A 12,981-nucleotide genomic window follows, 5' to 3' on the forward strand; every position below is an offset into this window, starting at 1 on the left:
CAATGAGCGTCACCAATATCCTAATCTGCGGCTATTCCGATTGTGGAGCGATGACAGCGATCTCTACGTCCAAGTGCCTCGACCACCTGTCAGCAGTCGCAAATTGGCTTCGCGATACGGAGTCGGCCAGAATCGTCAACGCAGCACGCACTTATTCCTTTCCCGAGGATCGGCTCAATTTTCTCATCCACGATAATGTCGTCGCTCAGCAGCAAATATCAAAACCCATCCGGCGGTGGCTCTGGCCCTGAAAGAAAGCTGACTCACCCTACAGGGATGGGTCTACGACATCGAGAAGGGGTCTATCGATGCACTCGATGGAGGGACCAACAGATTTGTCTCCCTCTCGCAGTTCCCAGATAAGCGTGCGTTGGTGTCGAAACCCAACAACTTCATTTCACAGTAAAACTGAAAGGAAATAACATGCCTAGATCAGAATTCAGCCAAGCCGCACGTCTCGAGCTCACTTCCGATATCCACGGTGCCAAAAGCAAGAAAGACCTGACCGATGGAACCGGCCCAAGCATCGCGTTCGTTGCCGCTGCCCTGTCCGGCCAGCACGCATTACATGAGAGGGCCGCAGAAGTGGTCGGCAAGAAACTTGATCTCAATACCAATGCAGTCGCCCTCCTGCAGAGCATTCCGATGCGCGGCAATGTCCCCGGTCACGTAGCAACATCTATCACTTTTACGACATGCTCCAGATCTACGCCACAACCTTAAAGGCATTGATTCACCAGCAGTTTGGCGATGGCATCATCAGTGCTATCAATTTCAGGAGGGACATCACAAAAATCGATGCCCCTGAAGGTGGATCACGCGCAGTGATTACACTGGACGGAAAGTTTCTGCCAGTCAAACCTTATAGGTCATAGCCCTCCCCTCCACCGATCAATGTCCTGCACGCCCTTTGATCCAATTATTAGGCCGCAGGATAATTTTGTGAATACACTTGCCATTTGAATGAATCATACGTTCTGGAGTAATATGCAAACCACGCGCAGTAGACACACGGCATTTCTCGGGGGTGAACTGTTGACCCTGTTTTACATGGCAGCCATCGCCTTCCTGGCTCGCAGGACTGGTTTCTCCCTGCTCTTGTTTCCTGAACTTGCTGCGCTATCACATGATGTTTTTACCCGGTCTCGGGGGAAATGGGCGAATCAGCCATGGCTGCTCATCATAACCCCAACGATTACCGCCATCTTCGGTCTCCTGGTCGTACGCCATACGCACTTTAACTCTCTTGCTTTAACATTGATCGTGCTGGTCAGCCTCATCGTAATCAAACTACTCAAATCTACAATCGCGCCAGCTATCTCTGCGGGTGTACTCCCGATGGTTCTCACCGAACGCAGCTGGATTTATCCCCTGGGTATCTTTATTGGCCTCAGCGCACTCGTCTCACTCCTTCTGATCTGGAAACGATATGGCCCTAAAGACGAACACCCCTCTGCAGAAGAGGAAATCAACTCTAAGGTGGTCGATGAACTCGAGGAGCCACCTCACGACCGTTTCTGGGGGATCGCTCTGCTGGTGTTTGTGCTGGTTTTAGCGACAACGGCACAGATTACAGGGCTTTTCTTTTTGATATTTCCGCCCTTGATCGTAGTGGCCTATGAAATTCTGGGCCATCCTGAAGTCCCAAGTTGGATGGCTCGCCCGGTCCTGTTCCCGCTGATAAGTTTCCTCACCGCATCAATAGGGCTCCTAGCCTGCCACATCTTCAATTTCAGTTTTGTTGGTGTAGTCGTAGCGATGCTTTGTTCGATCATCCTTCTTCGGATATTCAAAGTGCACATGCCTCCGGCATTGGCAGTAGGCATACTTCCGTTTGTGATGGAGGCTCCCAACTACCGATACCCGATATCCGTGCTGCTCGGAACAATCGCACTTATGCTGTATTTTTGGGGCTATAGCAAATTGCGAGAGATTCAACAGTTGACGCAGCTCAATCGTAAAGCATAAGGCGGAGGAGTAAACTCCACATTACAAATGGATATGATGTAAGAGTTACCAGTTGATAAGTGAGCAAAAAAACAGAAATGTGGTAATTCCATCGGGATTACTACATTTTCCATTTCCATGTAGCACTTTAAAGATCAACGCAGGTTAGATTTGCTTGCTCTTCCAAAATCCACAACAAATTAATCTAATAATATAATTAAATTCAACAGTCCGAACTATTTACTAACGGAGCTACTCATTGCGCTGGGCATTTGAAATAGGCGTGCTGCATCCACCTAGGCTACTAGTCAACACAACTGCTCTACTATACTTCGAAATAAAATTGGAGCTATAGAAATCTTTTTTAGGATTCTGTAGCCCTTTGTGATCGCCGTTGAGCCTGTTTGGCTTACGCACAACTTCAGTTACATTATCCAACGGCTGTACAAATGAATCGCCAGAGCTCCCATGAGTGGTGCCAGAGCTACTTCGGCGTAGATAGCCATGTAGATTCCAGTTACATGATTTTGATAGAACTCCTCTGAATTGCTCGCACCCGCATCAGCTACGCTCTTAGCTATGCCTGCAGCAATCGTCCGTACCTCCGCGCGAATGCTCCGTGAGTTGTTATTCTTGATCGTCTTAAGAGGCCGCCTAGAGCTTAAGACACCTGAATTGAAAGTTACTGAAGTCGTCGTGCTCATGATTGGATCTCCTTTAGGGGCTAATAACCCTCTACTTGCAAGATAATCTCGCCACACGAGATATGCCACGACACAAATCCAGCAAAAAAAGACAAGTGATTTTCCCGAAGCCTCTCTACTTTGAATTCATCCTCTTCTCTGGGGAATCAGTCAAAGCGTGATCATTTCCATTTCTTAACGCTTCCTGTGGACAGGCAGCTTTTCTGGCAGAACAATGATTCACAAGCTCTCACCTCTCCACGCGCGTCTAGACTGTTTAGGATTCAAGGCGACGATGAGCTTATTTCTGTATCGTTCTGCGTGCCGTTGTCCCTATGGAGATTTGATAGTAATCTCCCATTCGTGATGAGTTCATCTGTTCTCGCGGTCTCTACCTATCGAACAAGCTCCACAAGTCGTGCATTTTCGCAAACACTAATTCATTTGCGAAAGACTTTCGGCTCTTACTTTGCTATCAATCTAGATAGGGATACTTGCATTTCGATATTAGGCGGACAATCAAGTTGGACGGACGGCTTCGAGGCAGCATAGCTTGTATACGACCACACCGAAACGAATGACACCCGGCTGCCGAGCAGGAGATCTACGTATACCAAAATACTGGTCGCTAGCTTGATGTCGATCTATTCATCGTATTGATCGACATCCGTAAGACCCAATTTCTATCAACCATCGAGATGTTACGGGTCGGCTCTCTTCATTTGACGATAGACGGAAAGAAAATCGGCCTCAAAGCACTAGAGCTTGGTTTGAGCTCGGATTCAGCGTCGTCTACCCAATTTTCAAGCACAACAAGCAAAACGGAGGACTAAATGTCAGAGACGAAATCCATGTACCGTGCTTTTCAGGCTGTCAGCCCCGGAAAGTTAGAGATGACGATGAAGCCGGTCGTCGATCCCCTCCCCGGATATGTCCGCATCCGAGTCGAGGCATGCGGGGTCTGCCACTCTGACGCGGGAACGGTTGAGGGCGTCTTTCCTATTGAATGGCCGCGTGTCCCCGGCCATGAGGTCGTAGGCCAGATCGATGCCATGGGTGAAGGCGTCGAAGGCTGGACCATTGGCCAGAGAGTTGGCGTTGGGTTCCTGGGTGGAAACTGTGGACATTGCCTATTTTGCCGCGGAGGAGACCTGGTCAATTGTAAGAATCAGGATTACACCGGAATTCAGCATGACGGCGGTTATGCAGAAGTCATGATCGCTAAGGCGAGCGGACTCATCTCCATCCCAGATGATCTCTCTTCCGTGAATGCAGCGCCCCTTCTCTGTGCTGGCCTTACGACCTTCAGTGCATTGCGCGACTCACCAGCAAAGGCCGGCGACCTGGTTGCAGTGTTGGGAATTGGTGGACTGGGGCATCTCGGATTGCAGTATGCGCGGCAGATGGGATTTGAAGTCGTGGCTATCGGACGAGGTTCCGACAAGACCGAACTGGTAAAGAAGCTTGGAGCACATCACTATATTGACAGTTCAACCACGGACGTTGCCCAGGCCCTGCAGGCACTCGGTGGGGCCTCTCTGATATTGGCCACAGCGTCTGGGGGTAAAGCAACGGCAAAGGCCGTGAAGGGGCTTCGTCCTCGAGGCCGTCTCCTCGTCCTTGGGGTAACTCCCGATCCAATCGAGCTGTCATCCGCCGAGTTGATCTTCGGCACGCGATCCGTTGAAGGAAGTTTGACGGGAAATGTCGCTACAGGAGACACGACGCTCAAATTTAGTTCACTTACTGGTGTGGCTGCAATGATCGAGACGATGCCTCTCGACCGAGCCCCCGAAGCCTATGCGCGCATGATGTCTGGCAAAGCGCGATTCCGTGTCGTCCTCACAATGAACTCATAGCGATGGAGCTGGCCCATTCTAATGATGTCCGAATTTGACGTATCCGTGTCGTGGCGCAGCACTGCAGATCAATCTATCTTCTAGTTGTAAGCAAGGCTCTGAAGGAGAAATTGAGAATGAATACGATAACGACAGCTCCAGCATGGGAATCGACGCCGGCTCCACACTTGCCTCTTCCAAATTTCTCAACGATCTCGATCATAGACACGGACTCTTCGGTGCGGCGTGTAGGATTCACGTGGCCTGGGAACTCCAGCGTCTCTGTTGCAGTCTTCTATTCTGTAGAGTCGTTTTTGCGTTCCCACGCTGCGGCTTCCACAGATCTATTGATACTTGGTCACACGCACTCTCACCCCTCAGAATGTGAGTCGATTCTCTGGGTTGCAGAACTGCGGCCAGACTTAAAGGTTGTTTTGTTGAATGGAGAGGATTTCACACTGCGCAGGCTTTCTGATCTACGCGAACCCCGGCAAAACTCTCAGTCGGAGAGCAAGCCTTCCATTCGACTTGCGATTCTTTCCGCATTTCTGAGCTCATGCGAGGCACTAAGACCTTGCACGCACAAACAGCCCCAGCCAGAAACGGTCTCGCAACGCCTCGATCATTATCGTGCCAGCGGGATTTCCTCGACTTATGGTCTTTGGACGGCACTTGCAGGATCTTCCGCTCATTCATGATGAGGTCTCAATTGCCATGCTCATTTGCAAACCCGCTCCAATGGGAAGAGTTGTAACTTAGCTTCTGTTTGAACAGAGTAGAAACGACATCCTATATCTCGATGCCAGATAGACATTCGGTAGACAATCAGCGTTCGGGTCATCAACACCAGCCTCATCCATACGGAAAGGTCTAAAATGCCACAACCAACTAGAAGTCTCGCCACGATTTGTCGCGATCGTGCAGTTCTAAGAGCGATGTATGTTGTTATCACTTTCTGCTTTTCGACCTCGCTTGCCTTTTCTCAGATTCCGCCGACTACCGTCTCTGCGCCCACAGCTGCTACGCCACATGATTACTTTCATACCGGCGCAGGAGCCTTCTACTTACGCAGAGCGGAGGGCGATATCGTTACAGAAACCTTGCGCGGAAACATTAGCGTGCTGTTCGGTTCTGGCGCCAACATTATTGTCTTATCGGGACCGCAGGGCAAGTTTCTTGTCGACGCTGGAATCAGCGTGTCCGAGCCTAAGGTGAAGGCTGCACTTAACAAGATCAGCCCTTCACCGCTAAAATATGTGGTAAACACTCACTGGCATTGGGATCATACCGATGGCGATGGCTGGATGCACGAATCCGGCGCAACAATCATTGCACACCCGAACACCCTCAAACACCTGTCCCAATCCACTCATGTCGACGATTGGAATTGGACGCTTCCCCCCGTATCGATCGGAGCGCGCCCAACGCTTCTGGTAGCGGACAAGAAAAACTTCTTCTTCGACGGGGAGAAGATCCAGGTAGAATATTATGGTCCCGGGCATACAGACGGTGACCTGTTGATCTACTTCGAAAAAGCAGACGTCTTGGCTCTCGGAGATACCTTCTGGAATGGCAACTATCCATTTATCGACAACGAGGATGGTGGCAACATCAATGATGCAATCAAGTGGGCCGACAAGTTAGTTGAACGCACCACTGATAAAACGATTGTGGTTCCTGGCCATGGACCTGTAGGTACACGAGCGCAGTTGATCGAGTTCCGCGACATGCTGACAACGATTCGTGATAATGTAGCCGCCCTAAAGCGGCAAGGCAAGTCACTGGACGAAATTATCGCCGCGAAGCCGACAGCCAAGTTTGATGCGAAATGGGGACATTTCGTAATTGCCCCCGATCACTTTGTTCGGCTAGTCTATGCAGGATTGTGAGGTACTAAATGCGAGAACAACTTTACTGCAGAATAACCACCGCCACAATTAACAGCTATCGATTGTGTCTGATCAGGCAATTCATAGCTTGCTTGTCAGCAAACGAAAATCGACAAGTTATCTTTAATCACTATTTCTCCCCGGGGTAAATTCGCTTGATTTCCCCGGGAGGATCGAGAGTCGGAGAGCTCCATGTATGGCTGAGCTCGCGCTATCCCTTTCATTGCGGTAATGCTTACGAGCATTTATACCTTGACGACATTGTGGTCTTCGACGTTGATGAGATCAAGGAAGGTTTTGCCTTGCGGCGTTTGGCGCCAACCTTTCAGATCGGAGGAGCCGCTTCTCGCAGATGCCAGCGCACTCATGGACATTCTCAGAGATGAGACATCTATGTAACATACGATGTTCCTCAATGACCTGCGGAGGGTTCACCCGAAGGTACAAACTTCCTAATGAAGAAGGCCAGAGGCACACTTGCCAGGGTTATCCAGCCAATGACACGGAAACAGTCCATAAAGGCCAGAAACTGCGTTTGATCGTGCAACTGCCTATAGATTGTGCCAAACGCTCCGATGGCTGCGTCCGGTCCTGTAAATCCTTTACTAACCAGATAGTTTGTCATTGTGTGGATATGCTGTTGAAGGCTTTGCGAACTGGAACCGAGCCCCGACCCCACATTCACCTGATGCAGGTCCTGACGTCGCTCAGCTGCCGTCGTGATAAATGCGATACCAAAGCTGCCACCCCAGTTACGAAATAGATTTGTGAGACTGGAAGCTTTATTGTTCTGCTCTGGACGCAACATGGAGTAGGCGATCATATTCACGGGAACAAAGAAGAATCCATAGCCGATCCCCTGAAAGACTCTGCCCATCAGATAGTGCCCGCCGTTCGTGTCCAGATTCATGGTGCTGAAGTGCCACAATGAGGCTCCGACGACCGACAGACTGAAGGTCATCATCATCCTTGGAGAGACAATACGTCTTTGAAGCAGGAGTGCTGAAATAGGTGCGAGAACCGTGATGACGAGAGCTCCAGGTCCGAGCACTAATCCAGCATCAATCGCCCTGTAACCATAAAGCGCCTGGAGAAGCTGCGGCACGAGGGTCGTGGTTCCGAAGAGTCCAAGTCCAAAGACAAAAAACAATACTGATGCAATCGCGAAATTTCGATTCTTCAACAATCGGAAGTCAATAATTGGCTCATCGACGTAGAGTTCCCAGAGGATGGTTCCAATCCATCCCAGTACCGCAATCCCCAAGCTCCAGCAGATGAAGTTGCTTCCGAGCCAGTCATCGATCTGACCGCGATCCAAGGTTATCTCCAACGCTGCGGATGCCAGTGTGATCAGGGCAATGCCCGTTCCATCGATTGCGATCTTGCCAGTCTTACGTAAAGCTGCCCGTTCCGCGCTAAAGGCTGGCGGATCTTGAATGAGCTTCGTCGTCAGAAACAGCGCGAGCAGCCCAATGGGTACATTGATAAAGAAGATCCAGCGCCAATTGTAGTTGTCTGTAATCCATCCCCCGAGCACCGGTCCAATTGCGGGCGCGGTAACCAGCACAACGGTATAGAGTGCAAAGGCAGATGCCCTTTTTGACGGGGGGAAAGTATCTACCAGAATTGCCTGTGCCACCGGCGCAAGACCGCCGCCTCCGATGCCTTGGAGAATGCGGCAGACCAGCATGAATCCCAGTGAGGGCGAGATGCCACATAAAAACGATGTCACAGTGAACAGTCCGACGCAGACCAGGTAGTAATTCCTCCGCCCAAAAACACGGCTCAACCATGCGCTCATCGGTAGGATGACAGCATTGGCGACAAGGTACGTCGTAAGTATCCAAGTCACCTCATCGTAGCTTCGTCCAAGGCCCCCTCCGATATAGGGAAGCGCGACATTTGCAATCGACGTATCCAGCAGCTCCATAAAGGCCGCGAGCATGACGGTAATTGCTATAAACCAAGGATTGATCGCAGACTTCCTGTCTGCGAGTTGCTCCGGAGTTGTCTTCATGATTGCCACTTTCGTTCTCCTCCAGATAATCCGAACGTTCTGTAGATGCAAGGTTCAGTTCAGCGAACCTTCACTGTCGACTCAACAGACATGCCGGGGCGGAGAAGATGTTCAGGATCCTGGTCTTTATCTAAATGAATACGAACCGGAAAACGTTGGACCACTTTTACGTAATTACCGCTGGCGTTCTCCGGAGGAAAAAGGCTAAAGAGCGGTCCCGCAGCCCCAGCCATCTCTTCGACCGTGCCTTTGTAATCTTTGCCGAACGTATCGACGTGAATAGTTACCGGTTGGCCCGGCCTCATCAGTCCAAGTTGCGTTTCTTTGAAATTCGCAGTAACCCAGATGTCATCAACAGGCACGATAACCAGCAAAGATTGACCAGGTTGTACTCGATGCCCGAGTTCGACGGTCTTTCGTCCGATAACTCCACTGACCGGTGCATAGACCCTTGTATAACTCAAATTAAGCTCAACTGTATGGACTTCGGCTCGCGCCTGGTCTCTCTCTCCGATTCCGGATCGGGACCTGTCGCGTGCGTCGACAGCCTGTTGAGGAGCCGTGTGTGCCACGTCGACCTGAGCCTGACGCTCGGCAACAAGGTTCTGGAGTTGGGAGATTTTCTCCCTCTCGGCGATGATGATCGCCCGGTCAGCATCAAGAGCTTGAGCGCTTGACTTTGCTTCTGTGTCTTGCGCGTCATAGAACGAGCGAGAAACTTCGCGCTTCTCAACGAGGGCTAGATAACGGACGCGATCCCGTTCAGCCCGGGAAGCAATGGCTTCATCTGCATCGACTCTGCGCTCGGCGGCGATGAGATTTGCCTGCTCAGTCCTCACGCTGGCCAACGCCTCGCTGTGTGCTGCTTCTGCGCCACGTAACTGGCTGAACGCGGTCGCGTCGGTGATCGGCACATTCACCTGTGCGGAGCGTGCCGCAGCCTCCTTCGTTTCGAGCGCGGCCTGAGCATGTTCTAACTCCGCCTGATAGTCGCGGGGATCGAGTTCCAGCAACAAGGTTCCAGCTTTTACATAATGGTCGTTTTCAACATCAGGATTGACGTAGACCACGGTGCCGTTGATCCTTGTGCTAATGGAGTTGAAGTGGCCGTCGATCTGCGCATCATCGGTTGTCTCAAATCTTCGCGCCCGCAGCCACCACAGGCTGGCTACCACAGCTACAACGATGAGAAGAATGATCACAATAAGGCGGTTGCGACCTGTGCTGGGGCTCGCTTGTTGCGTTGAGTCGCTAGTAGGACTGCTAGTTGCTGCATCGGGAGAGACGGACGTAGTAACTTCAGCCTGTTGCGCCATTTCAGTTTCCTCCGAATAAATCATTCAACCGGGAGTCTGCATTTCCGAGAGCGCGCGCCAATGCAATTTTTGAAACATTGAACGAGTAGAGGCTCTGGATATAGTTGTCATTCGCAGCGGCGAGCGTCTCTTCGGCCTGAACCACCTCGAGATAGTTCGTCACTCCGTTGTTGTAGCGGTCCTGAGACTGTACAAGTGCGCGCGCGGCAAGTGCCTTGTTGTTCGCGGCTACGTTGACGCTCGATTCTGAGGAGGCTAGGTCGAGACGGGCCACACGTATGTCGTACTTCACTCTGCCTTCGAGGTCTTGGTACTCTGCGCGCCTCCGGTCTAGATCGGCCTCAGCCTGATCTATGTCGGCCTTGATTCTTCCACCGGTAAAGATAGGAACGGACACGCCTACTGATGCCTCATAGAGCTGGTTGGCATTAGCGAAGTTTGTGCCGCCTGTGCCGTAGTTGCCATTGAGTGAAAACGCAGGCATCCTTTGGGCTTTTTCGGCATTTACGGTCAACTCTGCAGCACGAACGGTTTGCTGAGCACTGGCTAGATCCGCTCGATTACCCAGGGCTTGCTGCTGCTCACGAAGTTCAGCGATATCTGGTAATGGCCGATACTCCTCGCCACCGAACACCGTAAAGTTCTGTTCGAGAGGCAGGCCGATGATGCGTCCAAGGGTAAGCTTGTCCTTTTCGAACTCATTCGCAGCGTTCGTCACCCGTTGTTCCGCTGTCTGGCGTTCCACCTGCGCCCTGATGGCATCGATCTCCGGCGAGACCTCAGATCGGTACTGATTCGAAACCTGCGAGTCGAGTTCCTTGGAAGACGCAAGCTGTGCCTTTGCAGTTTCTAGTCTGGCTTTGCTTGCTACCACCTGGAAAAAGGCCAGCCCAACAGCGAAGACGACTACATCCCGCGAGTCTTTGGTGTTCAAGAGCGAGGCGTTTTCTAAAATTTTCTGAGAGCGATACCGATCCTGAAGCTCAAGACTGTAGAGGGACTGAGTTGCACTGATCCGAGCGTCCTGGAAGCCAAATGCGCCTGACGTAGGTGGAATTGTAAATCCCCCGATTGGAGGTAGCTTGAGTCCTATCTCCGAGTAGGAGATGTTTTCATAAGCCTGTTGCGCCCTCGCATTGATGTTAGGCAAGAGAGCGGCCAGGGCCCGAAGCCTCTGGGCTCGCACCGCGGCGTCCGCCTGAATACTATCAATGAGTCCCAGGTTGTACTTCAGACCTCGACCTACAGCTTGTTGCAGTGTGAAGCTGAGAGTTTCACTCGTCACAGGCCCAGTTGGGACACTGCCCAGATATGGGTTCTGGTTTTGCGTCTCGCGAGCACTTGGATTGGTGGTACTTGTGGAAGGATTAATGGGGCGCGGCGTCGCGATCGAACCTTGATTACCATCCGTCAACACCTGCCCATCAGCATAACCGCCTAGAGCCCCCATGCAAATCGCATATAGGAGAGTTGTGTAAGCTATCTTTCCGATTTCCACGGTAGTCCTCCTTCAACGTCGCATCGGCGCTCTCGAAGGAGTTCGGATGTGATTCCGTAGCCGATAACATTGAATCCCGTCCGTCAGACTTTGCGTATGACACTGCTGAGCTAATTGCGTTCCGCACTGGATAAATGTGCCCCAGTCCTCGGCTTCCCACTCTTGCCTGCAAGCGGAGGACTGGACATGGACAACGCGTTACTCTTCCGGGTATTCAGCCCACTGAGAGAGCTGTTCGACCTTTTCCGCTGTATAGGGTGGAAAAAGATGTTCGATTGCGACATCCGGCGGGGATATCAGGATTGACTTCGCGTGTGTTAACGCGTCGAATCCAGCTTTCCCATAGTAGTGTCCGATTCCCGAATTACCAACGCCACCGAAGGGCATGGTGTCGATGAACAGATGGACATTTACTTGATTAATCGCTCCACCACCAAAGGATAGATCTGTGAGGAATCGGTCCTTCGTCGATTGATCGTTACTGAAGAGAAATGCCGCCAGGGGCTTAGGGCGTTTCTTTACCTCTCGAATGGCCTCATCAAAATCGCTATAGCTCAAAACAGGAAGGATAGGACCGAATATCTCTTCCTTCATGATTTCGTCATCCCAGGTTACGGGAAAGAGAATAGTTGGTTCCACGTAGTGCGCTTCGGGATCGGTCGCCCCTCCTGATAGAACTGTCGATTTCTTTATAAGAGAAGTGAGCCTTTCCGCTGCTTTTTTACTTATGATGCGCGAATAGTCCACGTTGCTTTTGGGGTCATTGCCGTAGAGTTCGACAACAGCTTTCTTCGCTTCAGCGAGGAACTCCTGGAGAACTGACTCATGAACATAAGCGTACCCAGGTGATGTGCACCATTGCCCACCCCAAGCCGTTGCTCCCCATACAACTTTCTTTGCCGCATCCTTTAGATTAGCCGTTGGCTCAATGAAGGCTGGATTCTGACCGCCTAGCTCTAAAATCACGGGCGTCAGGTTCTCGGCGGCAGCTCGCATGATCACTTTCCCCACAGGGACGCTACCTGTAAAGAAAATAAAATCATAAGGGAGTTTAAGAAGCTCAGTAATCTCTTCTCGAGAGCCGCTAACAGTGGTCACTGCTTCTGGTTCGAAGTACTTGGGAACAAGGTCCGCCAGCAAAGCACTAGTCGCTACATTTGCCTCGGCGAGCTTGAGAATGCACGTATTTCCAGCTGATAATGCCCCGATTGCGGGATCAAAGAGAAGAATAAGCGGACCATTCGACGGTCCAATAATAAGCGAAACGCCATAGGGCTCCCTCAACACTACAGCGGTATGCCCCGATGCCGCGAGAGCCGTAGGAATCACCACAGATTCCGGCCTCATCCATGATTTCAAGTGAGATCTGGTGGATTTTATGATGTTGAGAGGTGCGGCGACTTCAAAAACATGTTCCGGCACTGCGGTCTTGAAATCCTTACATACAGCTTGACGAAATGCATCCACGTTCTCACTCAACATCTTTTCAAGACGACCTAATTGCTCGATTCGCCATTCATAGGATTTGGTGACGTTTGTATCGAAATAAGCCTTCTGTTTATCGAAAATAGCCTGAAACTTGTTCATATGCCTTCCCCTCGTGCAAGTTACTTTCTATGTCAGTTCTGGATGAAAGCCTGCAACACAATGTTTCCTTGCGGAGGTAGACACGCCGGGACGCGATGCTTGCAGAGATAAACTTCATTTGAAGGAATTCTATGAGGATAGATTCGTAAACGTCTTTCATATTTCGCCGACATTTTTTCTTATCGCACGGTAGAGTACGGAGGGGA

Annotated in this window: 12 protein-coding genes; 6 read left to right on the forward strand and 6 right to left on the reverse strand. The window is 51.0% G+C overall.

The genetic code is table 11. From position 1 onward, the window contains the following. The first annotated feature begins 2 nt into the window (after positions 1-2). The 4 genes from HDF15_RS26410 to HDF15_RS06625 all read left to right on the forward strand — a co-directional run bounded on the left by HDF15_RS26410 (position 3) and on the right by HDF15_RS06625 (position 1,968). On the forward strand, positions 3-251 hold the full coding sequence (locus HDF15_RS26410; protein WP_221314308.1) for a carbonic anhydrase: 249 nt from the start codon (positions 3-5) through the stop codon (positions 249-251). A gap of 172 nt (positions 252-423) precedes the next feature. Further along, complete coding sequence (locus HDF15_RS06620) at positions 424-723, forward strand: hypothetical protein (protein ID WP_221314309.1); 300 nt, start codon at positions 424-426, stop codon at positions 721-723. Next, positions 696-875, forward strand: coding sequence for a hypothetical protein (locus tag HDF15_RS26415; protein ID WP_221314310.1), 180 nt, complete (start codon positions 696-698; stop codon positions 873-875). Before HDF15_RS06620 ends, HDF15_RS26415 begins: the two co-directional genes overlap by 28 nt. Before the next feature lie 112 nt (positions 876-987). Next, on the forward strand, positions 988-1,968 hold the full coding sequence (locus HDF15_RS06625) for an HPP family protein (protein ID WP_184253920.1): 981 nt from the start codon (positions 988-990) through the stop codon (positions 1,966-1,968). 404 nt (positions 1,969-2,372) lie between these two features. Here HDF15_RS06625 and HDF15_RS06630 read toward each other — a convergent pair whose 3' ends face one another. Next, positions 2,373-2,651: a hypothetical protein gene (locus HDF15_RS06630; protein ID WP_184253922.1), complete on the reverse strand. Its 279-nt coding sequence runs from the start codon at positions 2,649-2,651 to the stop codon at positions 2,373-2,375. An 812-nt stretch (positions 2,652-3,463) separates the two neighbouring features. Between HDF15_RS06630 and HDF15_RS06635 the strand changes: the two genes are divergently transcribed. Both HDF15_RS06635 and HDF15_RS06640 read left to right on the forward strand, forming a co-directional pair. Next, entirely contained in the window at positions 3,464-4,489 is a 1,026-nt protein-coding gene (locus HDF15_RS06635; RefSeq protein WP_184253924.1) for an alcohol dehydrogenase catalytic domain-containing protein, read from the forward strand. Between the two features lie 854 nt (positions 4,490-5,343). After that, positions 5,344-6,357: an MBL fold metallo-hydrolase gene (locus HDF15_RS06640; RefSeq protein WP_184253926.1), complete on the forward strand. Its 1,014-nt coding sequence runs from the start codon at positions 5,344-5,346 to the stop codon at positions 6,355-6,357. A 245-nt stretch (positions 6,358-6,602) separates the two neighbouring features. On the opposite strand, the gene HDF15_RS25775 is transcribed toward HDF15_RS06640, so the two are convergent. The 5 genes from HDF15_RS25775 to HDF15_RS06660 all read right to left on the reverse strand — a co-directional run bounded on the left by HDF15_RS25775 (position 6,603) and on the right by HDF15_RS06660 (position 12,775). Continuing rightward, positions 6,603-6,725, reverse strand: coding sequence for a hypothetical protein (locus HDF15_RS25775; RefSeq protein ID WP_260330899.1), 123 nt, complete (start codon positions 6,723-6,725; stop codon positions 6,603-6,605). 44 nt (positions 6,726-6,769) lie between these two features. Further along, positions 6,770-8,374, reverse strand: coding sequence for a DHA2 family efflux MFS transporter permease subunit (locus HDF15_RS06645; RefSeq protein WP_184254377.1), 1,605 nt, complete (start codon positions 8,372-8,374; stop codon positions 6,770-6,772). A 59-nt stretch (positions 8,375-8,433) separates the two neighbouring features. Next, positions 8,434-9,690 (reverse strand): HlyD family secretion protein, encoded by a 1,257-nt coding sequence (locus tag HDF15_RS06650; RefSeq protein WP_184253928.1) that lies wholly within the window; start codon positions 9,688-9,690, stop codon positions 8,434-8,436. A 1-nt stretch (position 9,691) separates the two neighbouring features. Then, positions 9,692-11,140, reverse strand: a complete 1,449-nt coding sequence (locus tag HDF15_RS06655; protein ID WP_184253929.1) for a TolC family protein — start codon at positions 11,138-11,140, stop codon at positions 9,692-9,694. Positions 11,141-11,386: 246 nt separating this feature from the next. Further along, positions 11,387-12,775 (reverse strand): aldehyde dehydrogenase family protein, encoded by a 1,389-nt coding sequence (locus tag HDF15_RS06660; RefSeq protein ID WP_184253930.1) that lies wholly within the window; start codon positions 12,773-12,775, stop codon positions 11,387-11,389. Between the last annotated feature and the right edge of the window lie 206 nt (positions 12,776-12,981).

It is taken from the genome of Granulicella mallensis (assembly GCF_014203225.1).
GTDB lineage: Bacteria > Acidobacteriota > Terriglobia > Terriglobales > Acidobacteriaceae > Granulicella > Granulicella mallensis_A.